The sequence below is a fragment of the Sulfurisoma sediminicola genome (assembly GCF_003865015.1).
In the GTDB taxonomy this organism is placed as follows: Bacteria; Pseudomonadota; Gammaproteobacteria; order Burkholderiales; family Rhodocyclaceae; genus Sulfurisoma; species Sulfurisoma sediminicola.
Map to the genome: position 1 here is coordinate 116,528 of NZ_BHVV01000008.1, position 17,468 is coordinate 133,995.

Sequence of the window (17,468 nt, forward strand, 5' to 3'; positions counted from 1 at the left end):
CCATCACACCATGCCGGTCATGAGCTGCACCATCACCGTGTCGCCCTCATCACTTCCCTTTTCGACTTTTCCCCGCTCGGGCTCGAGCACGATGAAGCAGTCGGCCCTGGCCATCGAACTGAGTATTCCCGAGCCCTGGTGGCCCGTAGGCCGCACGCACCATTCGCCGTTCTCCAGGAACAGCACGCCGCGCTGGAACTCCGTGCGGCCCCGGCCCTTCTTCATCGGCTCGACGCAGCGCGCGGGGAAGGCCGGGAACTCGGGCACCGGGTCCATGCCCATGAGCTTCAGCAGCGCCGGCCGCACGAACTGGTAGAAGGTCACCATCACCGCGACCGGGTTGCCGGGCAGGCCGAAGAGCCAGGCGCCGTCGTCTTCCTTGCCCTCGCCACCAATTCGGCCGAAGGCCATCGGCCGGCCGGGTTTCATCGCGATCTTCCAGAACGCGACCTCGCCGAGCTGCTCCATCAGCTGCTTGATGAAATCCGCCTCGCCGACCGAGACGCCGCCGCTGGTGACAATGGCGTCGGCGCAGCTGGCCGCCTCGCGGAACGCGGCTTCGAGCGCGGCCGGATCGTCCTTCACCACGCCCATGTCGATGACCTCGCAGCCGAGCCGCGTGAGCATGCCCCACAGCGTGTAACGGTTGCTGTCGTAGACGGCGCCGGGGAACAGCGGCGTGCCGATGGAACAGAGCTCGTCGCCCGTGGAAAAAAGTGCGACGCGCACGCGGCGGCGCACCGACACTTCGGCGATGCCCAGCGAGGCGATGATGCCCAGCTCCGCCGGCCGCAGCAGCTTGCCGGCGGCGATGGCGGCCGCGCCGGCCTTCAGGTCCTCGCCGGCGCGGCGGGCATTCTGCCCGAGGCGCTGGCCGGCGGGAACGACCACCGCGCCCTCCTCCACTTTCGCGACCTCCTGGATCACCACCGTGTCCGCGCCCTGCGGCATGACGGCGCCGGTCATGATGCGCACCGTCTCGCCGGCGCCGAGTTTTCCTTCGAAGGCACGGCCGGCGAAGGCGGTGCCGATACTCTTCAGGCGGGTCTCGCCCACGGCGGCGAGGTCGGCGTGGCGCACCGCCCAGCCGTCCATGGCCGAGTTGTCGTGAGCCGGCACGTCGACCGGCGAGATCACGTCCGCGGCCAGCACGCGGCCGAGCGCCTGGCGGATGAACAAGCGCTCGTGGCCGGCGACCGCCTGCAGCGTATCGAGGACGATGCGGCGGGCGGCATCGACGGACAGGGACTCGGGATCGTAGTCGTCGATGCAGGAAAAGCTCTTGAGCAGCGAGGTCATGGCGCGATGGTCTGTGAATGGCGGCGGAGCAGGCAATTTAGGCCATTTTCCGCGATTCGGGTACCGCGGCGATTCACCCCTCGCGCCGCGTCAGCGAGAACACCTGCGCCCGCCACGGCGGCTCGTCCAGATAGAGACCGCGCGCCTGCAACTCACTGCCCTCCCGCTCGTACGCGGCATCGCCGATCAGGTCCTTTAGCCGCCACGGGCCATCGCCGAGATCGGCGAACGGCAGCCGCAGGTAGCACTGGCTCCGGTGGGGCGCATAGTTCACCGCCACCAGCAGCCGCTCGCCGGCCTGGCCTTCGAAGGCGAAGGCGACAAAGCAGTCCCAGGAGCCGTTGCCGTCCCAAGCGGGAACGCATTCGAGCAACTGCCATTGGCCGTCGCGCACCGCCGGCCGGCGCAACACGGCCAGCAGGCGGTCGTAGAACCGTTGCAGCCGAGCGTCGACGGCTTCGGCCGGAGTGCGCACCAGATGGGGCGAAATGCGCTTCCTGCGCCCCTCGAACTGGCCCTGGTGGAAGAAGCGCAGACCCGGCGAGAGGAAGGTGATGAGCGCCGCGGCCTCGTGCATTTCCGCGGCGAAGGTCGCCGCCGCACGCGGTTCGTCGTGGTTCTCGAGGAAGCGGGCCATCTTCTCCTGGTAATCCGGTCCCGCGCAGAAATGCTCGCGCACCGGCCGTGCGTGGCCTTCGCGCAGGCGATCGTAGAGCCGCTTGTCGTAGGCGTAGTCGAAGCCCTGCAGCAGCAGGGTCCATTCGAGGTCCCAATACACCTCGGCCATGAAGCGAAACTCGGGATGCGTGCGCCGCACGGCCTCGGTCGCCTTGGGCCAGAAAAGATCGGCGCGGATGCCCCAGGTGCGCTCGAACACGTCGGGCAGGACCAGCATGGCCATGTCGCAGCGCACCCCATCGCATTGCCCGGCGATGCGCTCCAGTTCGGCGATCATCGCCTGCTGCAGTTCCGGCCTGCCGTAGTCGAGCTGCAGCGTGTCGGGCCAGCCGTCGAAGTAGGGGTCGCGGCCGTAGGCCAGCACCCGCGGCCCGCTCTTCGTCTGCAGCCGGCACCAGTTCTGCGGCGAGCGCGCCAGATCGTCCTCGCTGCCGGCGACGAAGTAGTCCGGATGTTCGTCGATCCACGGGTGATCCGGCGCCATGTGGTTCGGCACGAAGTCGAGCATCAGCTTCAGCCCGTGTTGCTGCAGTCGCTGCCGCAGGCGTGCCAGCGCGGCGGCGCCGCCCAGGTCGCGATGCACCGCGTAGCCCTGGATGGCGAAGCCGGAGCCGGCGATGTCCTCGTCCTCGAGGTCCGGCAGCGTTTCCTCGAACTCGCGCCGCCATCCGGGATTCGCGCGCGAGATCGCCTGCGCCGCCGGGCCGGTCTGCCACACGCTCAGCAGCCAGACCCAGTCGAAACCCTTTTCCGCCAGGCGACCCAGTTCGGCATCGGGAATGTCGTCCAGCGTCGCGCGCCTGCCCAGCGCGCGGGACAGCCCGGTCAGCCAGACGCGTGTGTTGATCTGGTAGAGCGAGGGATAGCGCGGATCGGGCATGTTCCCTCCCTCAGAGTTTGCCCGCCTGCTCGCCACCCACTTGTTCCCGGATGACCTTGGCCAGGATCTTTCCGCTTTCGGTCTCCAGCATGGTCTTGGCGTCGACGCGCGCGAACAGGTCCAGCAGGGGGGCGACCAGCGCCGTCCACCCCGTCTGGTGGCTGGCGCCGAGGCCCGCGCCGTTGTCGCCATGGAAATACTCGTAGAACAGGATCAGGTCGCGCCAGTGCGGATCGTCCTGGAACTTGCGCGTGGCGCCGTAGACCGGCCGCTGCCCGTCGGCATCGCGCAGGAAGGTGCCGGTCAGGCGGCGCACGAGCTCCTGCGCGACCTCGAACAGCGTCATGTAATTGCCGGAACCCGTCGGACACTGCACCTTGAATTCGTCGCCGTAGAAGGCGTAGAGATTCGTGAGCGCCCGGACGATCAGGGCATTGACCGGCATCCATACCGGCCCGCGCCAGTTGGAGTTGCCGCCGAACATGCCGGTATTCGATTCCGCCGGCAGGTATTGCACCTTGTACTCCTGCCCGCCGACGTGGAACACGAACGGGTGCTCGAGGTGATGGCGCGAGAGCGAGCGGATGCCGTGCGGCCCGAGGAACTCGTTCTCGTCGAGCATGTAGCCAAGCACGCGCTCGAGCTTCTTCTTGTTGAGGATAGCCAGCAGCCGCCGGTCCTTGTAGCCGGTGAAGCCGGCGTCGGTCGGCGCCACCTGGGCGACCAGTTCGGGGTGGCGCTGGCGGAACAGCGCGATCAGCTCCAGCAACTTCGGATTGCGCATGAGCGCGGTCGGCTCGAACACCGTCGAGGCGCACAGCGGCAACAGCCCCACCAGCGAGCGCACCTTCAGGCGCATCGCCTGCCCGTCGGGCAGCCGCAGCAGGTCGTAGAAGAAGCCGTCCTCCTCGTCCCACATCTCGTCGTGATGTTCGCCGATACGGTCCATCGCATAGGCGATCCACATGAAATGCTGGACGAACTTGAAGGCGATCTCCTCGTAGATCGGGTCGTACTCGGTCAGGATGATGGCCATCTCCAGCATGTTCTGGCAGTAGAAGGCCATCCAGGCGGTGCCGTCCGCCTGCTCCAGCGTGCCGCCCGTGGGCAGCGGCGCGCTGCGGTCGAAGATGCCGATGTTGTCCAGCCCGAGGAAGCCGCCGGCGAAGACGTTGCGCCCCGCCGGGTCCTTGCGATTGACCCACCAGTTGAAGTTCAGCATCAAACCCTGGAAGGAGCGCTCGAGGAAGCGCAGGTCCGCCCGGCCCAGCTGCTTCTCGTACTTGTACAGCCAGAGCGTGGCGAAGGCATGCACCGGCGGATTGACGTCGCTGAAGTTCCACTCGTAGGCCGGAATCTGTCCGCTCGGGTGGAGGTAGAGATTGCGCAGCATCAGCGACAGCTGCTCCTTGGCGAAGTCGAAATCCACCAGCGACAGGGAGATGGTGTGGAAGGCCAGGTCCCAGGCCGCGTACCACGGGTACTCCCACTTGTCCGGCATGGAGATCACGTCGGCGTTGAGCATGTGGAACCATTCCGTGTTGCGCACGTCGTGGCGGGCCGCCTCGATCAGCGGGTGGCTCTTGTGCTCGCGCAGCCAGTGCTCGAGATCGAAGTAGTAGAACTGCTTGCCCCACAGCATGCCGGCCAGTGCCTGGCGATGCACCCGGCGCTGATCCTCGGTCAGCGAGCTCGGCGTAATCCGCTCGTAGAACTCGTCGGCGTCGCCGAGCCGCCCCTTGAACACCTTCTGGAAACCCTCGAAGGGCTGGTCGAGCCTTGTCGCCGCCAGCCGCAGCCGAACGGTCCGGCTGCCAACGGCGGGCACGTCGAGCACATAGTGTGCCGCGGCCTTTGTCCCCGTCCGCGCGGGATTGACCGCCCCGCCCTGCCCTTCGACGACGTAGGAGTGGAACGCATCCTTGACGTAGGGCGTCGCGTTGGGCTGGCCCCAGAGGCGCTGCGCGTTGCTCTCGTTTTCGGTGAACAGCAGCTCCGGCTCGCCATCGCAATGCAGCCAATACTCGCCCAGGTCATGGTGCGTGGCCTGGATGGCGCCGGATCCCGCTGCGCGCAGGGAAGGCTTGCGCTCGTCCACGCCCCACGACCAGGTATTGCGGAACCACAGCGTCGGCAGGACCCGCAGCCGGGCGGCTTCCGGCCCGCGATTGTGCACGGTGATCAGCACGCACACGTCTTCCGGCCCGCTCTTGGCGTACTCGACGAAGACGTCGAAGTAGCGGTCCTCGGCGAAGGCGCCGGTATCGAGCAGCTCGTACTCGAACTCCTCCCGCGTGCGCCCGCGGTTGGTCTCGATGAGGTCGCGGTAGGGAAACTCGCACTGCGGATACTTGTACAGATACTTCATGTACGAGTGCGTCGGCGTGCTGTCGATGTAGAAGTAGTACTCCTTGACGTCCTCGCCGTGGTTCGCCTCGCTGTTGGTGAGGCCGAACATGCGCTCCTTCAGGATCGGGTCGCGCTCGTTCCACAGGGCCAGCGCGAAGCACAGCCGCTGCTTGTCGTCGCAGATCCCCCCATGCCGTCCTCGCCCCACTTGTAGGCGCGCGAACGCGACTGGTCATGGGTGAAGTAGTTCCACGCGTCGCCGTTGTCGCTGTAGTCCTCGCGGACCGTGCCCCACTGCCGCTCGCTCAGGTAGGGTCCCCACTTCTTCCACGGGATTCCCGCCTCGCGCGCTTCGTTCAGGCGCTTCTGTTCGGTGACGTCGATGATTTCCTGCGGGTTCATTGCCTTTCCTCCTGCCGTTCATGGCTGCTGCCAAATCTGATCTTCCCGTCGTTCCGCGTCTTGATCTGAATCAAGCGCGAACGATGATCGCCTATGATTAAGCCATGGACGCACTGCGCGAATACCTCAGGCCGTGGAAGCTCGCCACGCTGGCCATCGGCCTGGCGCTGCTGCTCGTCGGCGCCGACTACTACCATGCGCCCGACTGGGACTATCGCATCAGCTTCATCATGGCGATCCTCACCTACCTCACGGCGCCATGGACCGTGCGGGTCTTCATGGCGCGCCGCTGGCGCATGGTCCCGCTCGGCCTGTTCTTCTACTACTTCACGGTGGACGGCTGTTACTGGCTCTACTGGAGTGCGGTGAACCCGGAGGCGCTGGACATGCGCGAGGCGAACTTCTACGCCTCGTCCTGCCTCTATTTCCTTTGCGGCTTCGTCTGGCTGCACAATGGCCCCCTGAAACACCTGCTCGCGCGCCGCTGACAGGCGCGCTTTCCACCCGCAAGGAGGCCGCCCATGGGCGTTCAGGTCAGTGCAACGGTAAGGCAGATCGGCAAGAGCACCTCGGAAGCGACGGCGCGCAACCACGCGTGCCTGATCGACCGGCCAGAGGCCAAGGGCGGCGCCAACCGCGGCCCCATGGGCGGCGAGCTGATGCTCATGGGCATCGGCGGCTGCTTCATGAGCAACCTGCTGGCCGCCGCGCTCGAGCGCGGGCTGGACCTGTCGGGCGCATCGGTGGACGTCGGCGCGACGCTCGAGACCTCCCCGCCCCGCTTCACGAACATCGCGCTGCGGGTGCACGGCGGCAACGCCGACCCGGCCGCGCTGCGGGAAATGATCGCCACGGCCGAGGCCGGCTGCATCGCCATCAACACCGCCCGCGGCGCCACCGAGGTCACGGTGCTGCCGGCCTGATCGCCGGCCGGCGCGGTTGCTCCCCGTCAAGGCCGCTGCGGCGCGGCGGACTATCATTCGCCCATGGACACCTTCGAGCGTCTGACCGCGCTGAGCGCGGCCCTCGAAACCGGCCTCGTCGAGCGCCGCCGCCACGTGCGCCTCGCGCTGCTCGCCGCGCTGGCCGGCGAGCACACGCTGCTGGTCGGCCCGCCCGGCACCGCCAAGAGCGAGCTGGCGCGGCGCCTGCACACCGCCTTCCGCGACGCCGCCTACTTCGAGCGCCTGCTGACGCGCTTCTCGGTGCCCGAGGAGCTGTTCGGCCCGCTGTCGATCCGCGCGCTCGAAGAAGACCGCTACGAGCGCCACACCGCCGGCTTCCTGCCCGACGCCGCCATCGCCTTCATCGACGAGGTGTTCAAGGCCAACAGCGCGATCCTCAACGCCCTGCTCACCCTGCTCAACGAGCGCGAGTTCGACAACGGCGCCGGCCGCCAGCCCTGCCCCCTGATCAGCGCCATCGGCGCCACCAACGCCGTGCCCGAGGACGAGGTGGCCGAGGCCTTCTTCGACCGCTTCCTGCTGCGCCTGCCGGTCGAGCAGGTAAGCCGCGAGGGCTTCGACGCGCTGCTGCGCACGCCGGACACCCTCACCCGCGCCGGCGCCGCCAACGCCCTCGCCCTCACGCGCGACGACCTCGCTGCGCTCGCGGCGCAAGCAGCCGCCGTCGAACTGCCCGACACCGCCGCCGCCCTCCTCGCCGAGCTGCGAAGCCATTGCGCGGACGAGCAACTCCCCGTTTCCGACCGCCGCTGGGTGAAGATCGTCCGGCTGCTGCGCGTCGCCGCCGCGGCCGCCGGCCGCAAGTCCATATCCGCGTGGGACCTGCTGCTCCTGCCCTTCTGCACGGCGCCGGACGCCGCGCGCCAGGAGGCCGTGGCCGGGTGGCTCGCCGCGCGGCTCGGCGTGCGGGATGCGGTCTCGCCGGCGCGGCTCACGCGCGTGGTCGAGGCCTTCGAGGCGCAGCGCGACCTCGAAACGAAAGCCAACGACCTCGACTACGACGAATCCGGCCGGCTCAAGTTCTCCTCGACGGAACTCGCCGCGAGTTTGGCCAATGACATCGCCGGCAGCATCGGCGACGCCAAGGGCGGCGCGGCAGCGCTGCGCATGACCTACAGCCGGCAGCGCCGCTACGGCGCCACGCACATCGAGGCCCGCGTGCGCCAGATCGACGACGCGCTCACCCGCATCGCGACCTACGCCGCCGAGATCGCAGAGCGCGAAAGCGAGCTCGCCGCCTACCGCGCGCGCAACCTCTGGCTCGACGAAGCCCTGCTCGATCGCGTCGCCGCGAACCTGCGCGGCACCGCCGCCACGATCGCCGGCCTGGCCGCGCGCATGCAGGCCGCGCGCGAAAGCTTCCTCGCCCTGCCGCGGCTCGACGCCGACGACGGCCGCATGCCCGAGCCCGTCGCCCACGAGAACCTCGCGGCGGCATGAACGCCTCACTCCCGGCCTCGCTTCTTTTCGCCGGCCCGGAATCGCGCCTCGCGGCGCTCGACGAACTCTCGCGCAAGCACTGGCTCGGCGGTCTCACCAACTCGCAGGGCAGCCTCGAGCCGCGCCTCGCAACGCTGGCCGAGTTGCGCCGCAGCCTCCTCATTGGCGTCCTGCCGGCGCCGACTTCCTGGCCCTGGCCCGAGGCAACCATCGCCGCGGCCCTGCACGAGGCCATGCTGGCGCTGAACCTGCCGCGCTATTGCGCCGGGCGGCAGGAGCTGGCCGACACCGTGCTGATGAGCGTGCTGTTCCACCTCGACTTCATCGTCGATTACCGCGACCGCGGCGCCAGTGAAACCGAGGCCCTGCGCATGGCCATCGACGCCTTTGCCGACGACTGGCGCGAGCGTTGCGGCCAGATCGACGAGCTGGTCGACGTCTTCGGCCTGCTGCCCGAGGACGGCAAGAACACGAACTGGGACCAGCTTCGCGGGCTGCTGCGCTCCTCGGGCTGGCAGGAGGTGCTGCGCATCCGCCGCCTGCTCGAGCGCCTGCCGGAGCTGGCCAAGCTGATCGCCGGCCTCGGCCGCAGCCGCGAGACCGATGAGGACGATGCCGCCGCCCTCACCGTCGTCCAGCTCATCGAGGAAACCACCGCGCCGCAGCCGGCGAGCCGCGACGTGCGCGTGCCCGACATGCCGGGCGAGACGCGCGGCGTGCGCCGCTCGGACCGCATCGCGCGCATGCTGCCGGCCGAGGCCATGCTGCTCGGCCATCCGCGCCTGCGCCTGGTGTGGCACGCGCGCCGCGCCGAGCGCACCCTGCTCAGCTACGAAGACGACGACCGGCTCAGGGAAACCCGCCTGCAGCCCGCGCGCGTCACCGTGCCGCGCCCCGGCCTGCTGCCGACGAAGAAGCGCAAGATGGGGCCGATCCTCGTCTGCGTCGATACCTCCGGCTCCATGCAGGGCGGCGCCGAGGCCGTGGCCAAGGCCACCTGCCTCGAAGCCATGCGCGCGGCCCACGCCCAGCGGCGCGCCTGCCACGTCTTCGCCTTCGGCGGCCCCGACGAGCTGATCGACATGGAGCTTTCGCTCGACGCGAACGGCATCGCCGGCCTCACGCACTTCCTCGGCCAGGCCTTCCGCGGCGGCACCGACATCTGCGGCCCGCTCGAAAAGGTGGTAGCCAAGATCGAGGAAGAGCGCTGGCAGCTCGCCGACCTGCTGGTCGCCTCCGACGGCGAGTTCGGCGCCACGCCCGACATCGTCGCGCGCCTCGACGCGGCCAAGCGCGAGGCGGGCCTGCGCATGCAGGGCGTGCTGATCGGCGACCGCGAGACCGTGGGCTTCCTCGAGATCGCCGACGCCATCTTGCCTGTGCGCGACTGGCGCCGCTTCGGCGCCGAAGGCGGCGCGGCATCGCCGATCCATTCGCACCGGCTGACCGCCATGTACTTCCCCGGCGCCCTGCGCAGCCAGGAGAACCGCGACGCCACGGTGAGCCCCGAGGCCGCCGCCGCGGCCGTGCGCGAGGGCAGAAAATTGTGACCTTCGCCGCCGAATACCTGGCCCAGCTCGAAGCCTTCGCCGCCATCGGCCCGCTGCCGCGTGTGCGGGCGCTGCACCTGCCGCCCGAGCCGTCTGCCGAAGACAACAAGGGCGAGTTCTGCGCGCTCGAACTCGACGACGGCTCGCTCGGCCTTTCCTACGTGCTGCTCGACGACACCCTGGCGCAGCTGCGCGAAGGTGCCGACAGCTTCGGCCTCGCCGGTGCCGACCCGCTGGAAGTCGCGCGCGGCTACCTCTACAACGATGGTGGCCACGGCATCCGCAAGACCCTCGGCTTCGCCGCCGCCAACGCGCTGACGCGCTGCCTCTTCGACCGCGCGGGCTACGTGCCGCCCGAGGCCGGTGACTCCATCGGCGGCATAGCCCCGCAGCCGGGCGACCACATCGGCATGATCGGCCTGTTCAAGCCCCTGCTCGGCCGCATCCTCGCCAGCGGCGCGCGGCTCACGGTGGTCGAACTGAAAGAGGAACTGGCCGGCGCCGCCGACGGCTACGTCGTCACGCTCGACGCCGATTCGCTGCTCGACTGCACCAAGGTGGTCGCCACCGGCACGCTGCTGCTCAACGACACCCTCGACCGCATGCTGGAAAGCTGCCGCAACGCGCGCTGGTTCGCGATGGTCGGGCCGAGCGCAGGGTGTCTTCCGGATGCGCTGTTCGCGCGGGGGGTGACGCTGCTCGGCGGGAGCTGGATTACCGACGGGCCGGCCTTCGTCGAGACGCTCAAGTCCGGCGAGAAACGCAGCGGATGCGCGCGGAAGTCTGCAATTTCGCGGGACGGGTATCCGGGGACGGATGCCCTGCTGCAACGACTGTGGTAGGAAATGTCGGCGCTGGCTGGACGGCGGCGGATGGCTCGGACATGAGGCTCGCCAACCGGGCAGTGAGCTTCCGGTAATCGGCCTTAGCTGCTGGTGTGACGCCTCTGATAGTACGTCAGTAATGTGGCGGATTGCCGTCATTCATTTGGCCAACCCAACGGTAGGCCTCTGAGTACAGCAGTCGTGGTTATCAACCCACTGGACAATATGCCATTAATGGCATAAATTAGTCAGCAATGAACGCAGATGCGAAACCCCTGTTCTGGATTGGCAGTGCGCGAAAGGATCTGCTCGCCATGCCGAAAGCGGTGCAGCGGGAATTTGGCTTCGCACTGCACCTCGCTCAAATTGGCACCCGGCATCCGGGTGCCAAGGTGCTGAAAGGATTCGGCTCGGCCGGTGTGCTTGAAGTTGTCGAGGATTTTGCGACGGACACCTATCGGGCGGTCTATACAGTACGTTTTTCCGAAGCGGTGTTTGTCCTGCATTGCTTCAAGAAAAAATCCACCAAGGGCAGCGAAACCCCCAAACCGGATATGGAACTGATCCGCAAGCGACTGGACGATGCGCGACGACTCGCAGAAAGAGCATGAACATGACACGTAAAGCCACCCAAGACATCGACTACGAAGTCAGTACGGGAAACGTCTATGCCGATCTCGGGTTCGCCGATGCGGCGGAAATGCTCGCCAAGGCGCGCATTGTTGCCCAGATCGGCCGCATCATCCAAGCCCGGAAAATGACCCAGGTTCAGGCGGCCGAACTGCTGGGGATCGATCAGCCCAAGGTGTCCTCCCTCCTGCGGGGTCACTTCAAGGGTTATTCGCAGGAGCGGCTGATCGGATTCCTGACCAAACTCGGCATGGACGTCGAAATAGTCGTTCGGCCCAAAGCCAGAAAGCGGCAAACTGGCGGCACGGTCTCCGTGGTCTTTGCCTGACACGCCGGGGTAGACGGATAACGTCGGCCACCGTCGCCGGGCCTCCTAAAGCAGCTTGCGAGTGCCAGCAAGCGAGACGTCAACGGTCATTCGGTCGGATCGCTGCCAACGGAAGGTCTGGCCGAGGAGCGGACGCTCCTGGCTAACTTGACGAATGCCTCCTGCAGGCCTGTACTCCGAATCTGCATACTGACACTGACCTAGACATGGTTCGACGGTCGGCCGATACCCCGCCACAAATGGCTGTGTCACACTTGCGTCCCCGGACCGGCAGCCTGAATCGGCCATGAAGCCCACATCCCTCAATACCCGCATTCTCATCGCTTCCGCCCTCGGCATCGCCGCGGGCCTCTGGCTGGCCGGCGCCGGGCAGACGCCGCTGGCGCAGAACACGCTGTACGGGGCGAAGCTGGTCGGCAACCTGTTCCTCGACCTGCTGCGGCTGGTGCTGATTCCGCTGGTGTTCGCGTCCATCGTCGTCGGCGTCGCCAACCTGCGCCAGCACAACCAGATGCACCGGGTGTGGACGATCACGCTGGCGTTCTTCCTCTTCACCATGGGGCTGGCGATCCTGATCGGCTTCGGCGCCGCTCACCTTTTCCGCCCCGGCGAGGGCATGCAGCTGGAGATGTTCGCCGACGCGACGAGGAACTACCAGGCGCGGCAGATGCCGGTGGACGAGTATGTCGCCCAGTTCCTGCGCGGCCTGTTCCAGAATCCGTTCAAGGCGCTGGCGCAGGGCGACATCCTCGCGGTGGTGATCGTCGCGCTCTTCCTCGGCATCGCGCTGGTGGTGGGCGGCGAGCGCTACCGCAACATCCGCGCGCTGCTCTCGGAGCTGCAGGAGCTGTGCCTGATGGTGGTGGGCTGGATCATGCACCTCGCGCCCTTCGGCATCGCCGCCCTGCTGCTGCAGCTGGTGGCGACGCAACAGACGAGCCTGCTGGCGAGCCTGGGGCAGTTCATCGCCGTCGTCATCGGCTCGACGCTGTTCCATGGCGTAATCGTGCTGCCGGGCATCCTGTGGGCGATGACGGGGATGTCGCCGCTGCGCTTTTTCAAGGGCGCGCGCGAGGCGCTGATCACGGCCTTCGCCACCAGTTCCAGCGCGGCCACGCTGCCGATCACCCTGCGCTGCACCGAGCAGCACCTGCACGTGAAGAAGGACATCGCCAGCTTCGTCGTGCCGCTGGGCGCGACGGTGAACATGGACGGCACGGCGCTCTACGAGGGCGCGGCGGCGCTGTTCGTGGCGCGGCTGGCGGGCATCGAGCTGGACTTCGCGCACCAGGCAGTGGTGTTCTTCGTGGCCATGCTCGGCGCCATCGGCGCGCCGGGCATCCCGAGCGTGGGCATGCTGAGCATGGTGCTGGTGCTCGAATCGGTCGGCCTGCCGACCGCGGCCATCGCGATCCTGCTGCCGATCGACCGCATCCTCGACACCGTGCGCACGGCGGTGAACGTCGAGGGCGACATGGTCACCAGCGTGATCGTGCAGAAGTACGCGGCCGGCCCGCAGCCGGCCGCGTAGGCCGGGTCAGGCTTCGGCCTTGATGGTGTTGCGGATGATGCCCAGGCCGGTGATCTCGGTTTCCATGACGTCGCCGGGCTTGAGGAATTCCGGCGGCTTGCGGCTGTAGCCGACGCCGGGCGGCGTGCCGGTGGTGATGACGTCGCCCGGCTCGAGCGTCAGGCCGCGCGACAGCTCGGCGATGACCCGCGGGATCTTGAAATACATCTGCTTGTAGCTGCCGTTCTGCTTCTCCACGCCATTCACGCGGCAGATGATGCGCGCGGCGTCGAGGTCGAGGCCGCCGGCGGTGAGCAGCCACGGCCCCATCGGGCCGTGGCCGTCGAGGCTCTTGCCCTTGAACCATTGCCCGCCATGGCGCTTTTGCTGGACGTCGCGGACGGTGGTGTCGTTGTAGGCGGCATAGCCGAAGACGTAATCCATCGCCTTGTCTTCCGGGATGTTGCGCCCCTTGCGGCCGATCACCAGGCACAGTTCGGCCTCCCAGTCGCACATGGTGGAGTTGCTGGCGTCGTAGGGGATGGAGTCGAAGGGGCCGTTCATGGTGTGGACGCCCTTGGTGAAGAACACCGGGTTGTCGGGCAGCTTGGCGACGTTCTTGTCCGCGCGGACGTCCTTGCCTTCCTCGAAGTGTTCGAGGTAGTTCCAGCCCACGGCGTAGATGTTGCTCTGCGGCCGTGGGATGGGCGAAAGCAGCTTCACGTCGTTGACGTCGGGCAGGCCCTTGGCGCCCGCGGCCTTTTCGGCGAGCGCGCGGACCTGGGCGAGGCCCTGGTCGCCGCTGGCGACCAGCGAGAGCATCGAGCCGGCGTCGAAGACGAGCTTGACCTTGCGCTGCTTCGCCTCCGCGCCGACGTCGAGCACGCGCCCGTCGTCGAGCACGATGCCGATGCGGTGGGCCGCTCCGGCCTTCGCGGCGAAGGTGACGAGCCGCAGCCCGGTCCGGCCCGCGAGCGGCGGGATCCGGGAAATCTGCGCCCCCGCCTTCGCCTCCTCGGCATGCGCGCCCGGCGCGGCGGCGAGCAGGCTTCCCAGTGCGGCTGTAGCGCCTGCCTTGAGCAGGTCGCGACGTTGCTGATCCATTGATGGCTCCTCTGTTGTGGGTTGCTTGTCTTATTTTTGGGTGAAGGCCCGCGGCGATTATGTCACCGTTGCAACGGAGCTACCCTCCCGCGATCGGCGGCCAGATCGCCAGCGTCTCGCCGTCCTTGAGGCGCCGCCCATCTCGCTCGGCCGGCGGGACGAAGTTGCCGTCGATGAGCACGAGGTGGCAGGACTTCTGCGGCAGGGCGAAGCGCTCGATCACCTGCTGGATGGTGGTGCCCTCCGGCAGGTCGAGCGCCAGCGCGTTGTTCATTCGCGCTTCGAGCGGCAGGTAGTCCTGCAGCATGGCGAAGAGCTTGAAGGTCACGCGCATGGCGACTCGCTAGGCGGCCTTCTGCGCCGTCGCCAGGTAGGCGGTCATGAACGACGTCGGATCGTCGAGCAGGCGGTCCTTCCAGGCGCCCAGGCTGGCGCGGGTCTGGATCAGGCCGCGCAACGCGCCGACGTGGTCGGTCCAGCCGATGCTGGTGGCGCCGATCAGCACGTCGTGCTTGAACTGCAACGAGAGGTAGCGGTTGGCGGCTTCGTCGAAGAGCTCGACGCCGCTGCCGCCCTCGTCCTTCGGCAGGCCCGGCCAGTGGCCGAAGGAGGTGGAGATCAGGCCCAGGGTGTCGAGCACGTTGATGGCGAGGCTGCCCTGCGACACCGACGCCTCGCCGGCCATGTTGTGCGCGGCGATGCGCGCCTGGTCGGCGGCGTTGGGCTGGATGGCGTTGAGCTCGGGTTGGCCGGAGTGGAAGCCGGGGGCCTCGGTGACATCGCCGGCCGCGTAGATGTCCGGCACGCTGGTGTGCATGTGGCTGTCGACGTGGATGCCGCGCCCGATCTCGATGCCGCTGCCGGCGAGGAAGCCGATGTTGGGACGCACGCCGGCGGCGCAGATGACGAGGTCGGCGGCCAGCGTGGCGCCGGTGTCGAGCTTCACGGCCAGCTCGCCGCCCTTCTGCTCGATGGCGGTGATCGCCGAATTGACATGCACCGCCACGCCCTTCTTCTCGACCCACTGCTTGATCATGGCGCCGGCCTTGGCGGTCATCATGCGCGGCACCATGCGGTCGCCCATCTCGACCACGGTGAGCTTCACGCCGCGGGCGGCGAGCGACTCCATGATGATGCAGCCGATGAATCCGGCGCCGAGCTGCAGCACGCGGGCGCCGGGCCTGGCCTTGGCGGCGATGGCGCGGGCGTCGTCGAGGGTCCAGCAGGTGTGCACGTTGGGCAGGTCCATGCCCGGCACGGGCGGGCGCACCGGGTGCGAGCCCGTGGCAATGAGCAGCCGGTCGTAGGGCAGGCGCTCGCCGCCGTCGAACTCGATCTGCTTCGCGGCCCGGTCGATCTTGACGACGCGGCCGCGGATCAGGTGGATGCCGTGCCTGGCGTAGTGGTCGTGCTCCTTGCGCAGGTGGGTGCCCTCGGCCGCGATGCCGCCGTGGAGGAAATAGGGAATCGCCATGCGCGAATAGGGCGGCTCGGCCTCGTCGCCGATCAGGGCGATCTCGGCGTCGGGCTGCAGGCGACGCAGGGTTTCCGCGGCGACCAGGCCGGTCGGGCCGTTGCCGATGATGATGTGCTTCATGGTTTCTCCGGATGGCTGCGGGGCCGGCAGCGCCGGCCCCGCGATGGTGCCTGCTTACAGCTTGAGGCGACCGAGCGTGTCCTTGGTCGGCACGCCGTTGGCGTCCCAGCCACGGACCTGGTAGTACTCGGGACGCATCTTGTCGATGCCGTTGACCAGGCCCTTGGCGGGGCCGGTCTTGGCCGGCTCGGTCTTGAGACGCGGCGGCAGGTCGTCGTCCTTGGCGGTGAAGCCGGCGGCGTTGTTGAACAGGCGCTCCATGTTGTAGATGCGCTCGCCCACCTCGCCGAGCTTCTCCATGGTCCAGCCGCCCTCGCAGGCCGCGTCGATCTGCGGCTGGATGTCGGCCAGCGACCAGGCAAACGACGTGAAGATGCACAGGCCGGCGGAATCGAACACCGCGGTCGCGTCCTGGAAGGCCTTGACCAGCTCGGCCTTGCCCTCGGTGACCAGCGGGTCGGTCTTGACCGGAATGCCCAGCACCTCGGAGGCGACGGTGTAGCTGCGCAGGTGGCAGGCGCCGCGGTTGGAGGTGGCATAGGTGAGGCCCATGCCCTGGATGCCGCGCGAGTCGTAGGCCGGGAACTCCTGCTTCTTCACCGACATCGACAGCTCGGGCTTGCCGTATTTCTCGCACATGCGCGCCGAACCCAGGCCGAGGATCTTGCCGAAGCCCTCGCCCTTCGCCGTCATCTGCGCCAGCTCGCACAGGGCCTTGGCCGAGCCGAAGGGCGCATCCATGCCGATGTCTTCCTTCTTGAGGATGCCCAGCTCGTAGAGCTCCATTGCCGCGCCGACCGTGGCGCCGAAGGAAATCGGGTCGAAGCCGTCCTCGTTGCAGATCAGGTTGGCGTACTGCAGCGCCTCGAGGTCGCCGACGCCGTTGGCGGCGCCGAGCGCCCAGGCCGCTTCGTACTCGAGGCCGCCGGAGGCGCCCCAGTACTCGGGCTTGTTGACCACGCTGAAGTGGGTCTCGTCGATCTTGGAGATGCGGCCGCAGGCGATGGTGCAGCCGAAGCAGGCGGCGTTGGTGACGAGGTGGCTCTTGCCGTCGGTGGGTCGCTTCTCGGCCATGGCCTCGGCCGATATCTTGCGCGCCTCCTCGAACTGCACGTCGCGGTGGTTGCGCGTGGGCAGCGCGCCCATCTCGTTGATGACGTTCATCAGCACCTGGGTGCCGTAGGTGGGCAGGCCCTGGCCGGTGACGGCATTCTCGGCCAGCACTTTCTTGCCGGCGGCGGCGGCGGCTATGAAGGCCTTCGCGTCCTTGAGGCCGGAGACGCCGAGCGTGCCGCGCACGGCGACGGCCTTGAGGTTCTTCGAGCCCATCACGGTGCCGACGCCCGAGCGGCCGGCGGCGCGGTGCAGGTCGTTGACGATGCAGGCGTACATGACGCCGTTCTCGCCGGCGCGGCCGATGCTGCAGATGCGGACCTGCGGGTCCTGGTGCGCCTTCTTGATGCCTTCCTCGGTCTGCCAGGTGGTCTTGCCCCAGAGGTGCGAAGCGTCCTTGAGCTCGGCCTTGTCGTTCTCGATCGAGAGGTAGACGGGCTTCGGGCTCTTGCCCTCGAAGATGATCATGTCCCAGCCGGCAAATTTGAGTTCGGCGCCGAAGTAGCCGCCCGAGTTGGAGCAGGCGATGGCGCCGGTGAGCGCGCCCTTGGTCACCACCGAGTAGCGGCCGCCGGTCGAAGCCGGCGTGCCGGTGAGCGGGCCGGTGGTCATGATGAGCTTGTTGGCGGGCGACAGCGGATCGACCTTGGGATCGACTTCGGCTACGAAGTACTTGGTCGCGAGGCCGCGCTGGCCGAGGTATTGCTGCGCCCACTCCATGTTGAGGGGTTCGGGCTTGCAGGTGCCGTTGGTCAGGTCAACGCGCAGAACTTTGCGGGTCCATGCCATGGTGTGTCTC

At 67.9% G+C, this 17,468-nt stretch carries 16 protein-coding genes; 8 read left to right on the plus strand and 8 right to left on the minus strand.

Features of this window, described 5'->3' with window-relative positions:
- Nucleotides 1-3: 3 nt before the first annotated feature.
- From moeA to EJE94_RS14765, 4 genes are all read right to left on the minus strand, one after another.
- A complete protein-coding gene (moeA, locus tag EJE94_RS12090; RefSeq protein WP_121241830.1) occupies nt 4-1,299 on the minus strand; it encodes a molybdopterin molybdotransferase MoeA in 1,296 nt (431 codons plus the stop codon).
- 73 nt (nt 1,300-1,372) lie between these two features.
- On the minus strand, nt 1,373-2,857 hold the full coding sequence (locus EJE94_RS12095; RefSeq protein ID WP_121241832.1) for an alpha-amylase family glycosyl hydrolase: 1,485 nt from the start codon (nt 2,855-2,857) through the stop codon (nt 1,373-1,375).
- 10 nt (nt 2,858-2,867) lie between these two features.
- Nucleotides 2,868-5,315, minus strand: coding sequence for an MGH1-like glycoside hydrolase domain-containing protein (locus EJE94_RS12100; RefSeq protein ID WP_207855953.1), 2,448 nt, complete (start codon nt 5,313-5,315; stop codon nt 2,868-2,870).
- An 8-nt stretch (nt 5,316-5,323) separates the two neighbouring features.
- Nucleotides 5,324-5,608 (minus strand): hypothetical protein, encoded by a 285-nt coding sequence (locus EJE94_RS14765; RefSeq protein ID WP_207855954.1) that lies wholly within the window; start codon nt 5,606-5,608, stop codon nt 5,324-5,326.
- Between the two features lie 104 nt (nt 5,609-5,712).
- Between EJE94_RS14765 and EJE94_RS12105 the strand changes: the two genes are divergently transcribed.
- From EJE94_RS12105 to EJE94_RS12140, 8 genes are all read left to right on the plus strand, one after another.
- Nucleotides 5,713-6,096 carry a hypothetical protein gene (locus EJE94_RS12105; RefSeq protein ID WP_121241836.1) on the plus strand — a complete coding sequence of 128 codons (384 nt, stop codon included), beginning with the start codon at nt 5,713-5,715 and terminating at the stop codon, nt 6,094-6,096.
- Nucleotides 6,097-6,129: 33 nt separating this feature from the next.
- Entirely contained in the window at nt 6,130-6,531 is a 402-nt protein-coding gene (locus EJE94_RS12110) for an OsmC family protein (protein WP_121241838.1), read from the plus strand.
- 63 nt (nt 6,532-6,594) lie between these two features.
- Nucleotides 6,595-8,013: an AAA family ATPase gene (locus EJE94_RS12115; protein WP_121241840.1), complete on the plus strand. Its 1,419-nt coding sequence runs from the start codon at nt 6,595-6,597 to the stop codon at nt 8,011-8,013.
- Entirely contained in the window at nt 8,010-9,563 is a 1,554-nt protein-coding gene (locus tag EJE94_RS12120) for a VWA domain-containing protein (protein WP_121241842.1), read from the plus strand. Before EJE94_RS12115 ends, EJE94_RS12120 begins: the two co-directional genes overlap by 4 nt.
- On the plus strand, nt 9,560-10,405 hold the full coding sequence (locus EJE94_RS12125; RefSeq protein ID WP_121241844.1) for a Rossmann-like domain-containing protein: 846 nt from the start codon (nt 9,560-9,562) through the stop codon (nt 10,403-10,405). Before EJE94_RS12120 ends, EJE94_RS12125 begins: the two co-directional genes overlap by 4 nt.
- 236 nt (nt 10,406-10,641) lie before the next feature.
- On the plus strand, nt 10,642-10,998 hold the full coding sequence (locus EJE94_RS12130) for a type II toxin-antitoxin system RelE/ParE family toxin (protein WP_121241846.1): 357 nt from the start codon (nt 10,642-10,644) through the stop codon (nt 10,996-10,998).
- Nucleotides 10,995-11,345 (plus strand): helix-turn-helix domain-containing protein, encoded by a 351-nt coding sequence (locus EJE94_RS12135; RefSeq protein WP_243642607.1) that lies wholly within the window; start codon nt 10,995-10,997, stop codon nt 11,343-11,345. The genes EJE94_RS12130 and EJE94_RS12135 overlap by 4 nt, the downstream gene beginning before the upstream one ends.
- Nucleotides 11,346-11,631: 286 nt before the next feature.
- On the plus strand, nt 11,632-12,876 hold the full coding sequence (locus EJE94_RS12140) for a dicarboxylate/amino acid:cation symporter (RefSeq protein ID WP_121241850.1): 1,245 nt from the start codon (nt 11,632-11,634) through the stop codon (nt 12,874-12,876).
- Between the two features lie 6 nt (nt 12,877-12,882).
- Here the strand turns inward: EJE94_RS12140 and EJE94_RS12145 are convergent, their stop codons facing one another.
- From EJE94_RS12145 to EJE94_RS12160, 4 genes are all read right to left on the minus strand, one after another.
- Nucleotides 12,883-13,959 carry a fumarylacetoacetate hydrolase family protein gene (locus EJE94_RS12145; RefSeq protein ID WP_121241852.1) on the minus strand — a complete coding sequence of 359 codons (1,077 nt, stop codon included), beginning with the start codon at nt 13,957-13,959 and terminating at the stop codon, nt 12,883-12,885.
- Nucleotides 13,960-14,038: 79 nt separating this feature from the next.
- Nucleotides 14,039-14,293 carry a sulfur carrier protein ThiS gene (gene thiS, locus EJE94_RS12150; protein ID WP_121241854.1) on the minus strand — a complete coding sequence of 85 codons (255 nt, stop codon included), beginning with the start codon at nt 14,291-14,293 and terminating at the stop codon, nt 14,039-14,041.
- Nucleotides 14,294-14,302: 9 nt separating this feature from the next.
- Nucleotides 14,303-15,556 (minus strand): NAD(P)/FAD-dependent oxidoreductase, encoded by a 1,254-nt coding sequence (locus EJE94_RS12155; protein ID WP_121241855.1) that lies wholly within the window; start codon nt 15,554-15,556, stop codon nt 14,303-14,305.
- A 54-nt stretch (nt 15,557-15,610) separates the two neighbouring features.
- On the minus strand, nt 15,611-17,458 hold the full coding sequence (locus EJE94_RS12160; RefSeq protein ID WP_121241857.1) for an aldehyde ferredoxin oxidoreductase family protein: 1,848 nt from the start codon (nt 17,456-17,458) through the stop codon (nt 15,611-15,613).
- Nucleotides 17,459-17,468: the final 10 nt, after the last annotated feature.

What these genes read in the sequence shown, in the direction of transcription:
- moeA (WP_121241830.1), bottom strand. Translation starts at nt 1,299, where the DNA reads ATGACCTCGCTGCTCAAGAGCTTTTCCTGCATCGACGACTACGATCCC.
- EJE94_RS12095 (WP_121241832.1), bottom strand. Translation starts at nt 2,857, where the DNA reads ATGCCCGATCCGCGCTATCCCTCGCTCTACCAGATCAACACACGCGTC.
- EJE94_RS12100 (WP_207855953.1), bottom strand. Translation starts at nt 5,315, where the DNA reads ATGTTCGGCCTCACCAACAGCGAGGCGAACCACGGCGAGGACGTCAAG.
- EJE94_RS14765 (WP_207855954.1), bottom strand. Translation starts at nt 5,608, where the DNA reads ATGAACCCGCAGGAAATCATCGACGTCACCGAACAGAAGCGCCTGAAC.
- EJE94_RS12105 (WP_121241836.1), top strand. Translation starts at nt 5,713, where the DNA reads ATGGACGCACTGCGCGAATACCTCAGGCCGTGGAAGCTCGCCACGCTG.
- EJE94_RS12110 (WP_121241838.1), top strand. Translation starts at nt 6,130, where the DNA reads ATGGGCGTTCAGGTCAGTGCAACGGTAAGGCAGATCGGCAAGAGCACC.
- EJE94_RS12115 (WP_121241840.1), top strand. Translation starts at nt 6,595, where the DNA reads ATGGACACCTTCGAGCGTCTGACCGCGCTGAGCGCGGCCCTCGAAACC.
- EJE94_RS12120 (WP_121241842.1), top strand. Translation starts at nt 8,010, where the DNA reads ATGAACGCCTCACTCCCGGCCTCGCTTCTTTTCGCCGGCCCGGAATCG.
- EJE94_RS12130 (WP_121241846.1), top strand. Translation starts at nt 10,642, where the DNA reads ATGAACGCAGATGCGAAACCCCTGTTCTGGATTGGCAGTGCGCGAAAG.
- EJE94_RS12135 (WP_243642607.1), top strand. Translation starts at nt 10,995, where the DNA reads ATGAACATGACACGTAAAGCCACCCAAGACATCGACTACGAAGTCAGT.
- EJE94_RS12140 (WP_121241850.1), top strand. Translation starts at nt 11,632, where the DNA reads ATGAAGCCCACATCCCTCAATACCCGCATTCTCATCGCTTCCGCCCTC.
- EJE94_RS12145 (WP_121241852.1), bottom strand. Translation starts at nt 13,959, where the DNA reads ATGGATCAGCAACGTCGCGACCTGCTCAAGGCAGGCGCTACAGCCGCA.
- thiS (WP_121241854.1), bottom strand. Translation starts at nt 14,293, where the DNA reads ATGCGCGTGACCTTCAAGCTCTTCGCCATGCTGCAGGACTACCTGCCG.
- EJE94_RS12155 (WP_121241855.1), bottom strand. Translation starts at nt 15,556, where the DNA reads ATGAAGCACATCATCATCGGCAACGGCCCGACCGGCCTGGTCGCCGCG.
- EJE94_RS12160 (WP_121241857.1), bottom strand. Translation starts at nt 17,458, where the DNA reads ATGGCATGGACCCGCAAAGTTCTGCGCGTTGACCTGACCAACGGCACC.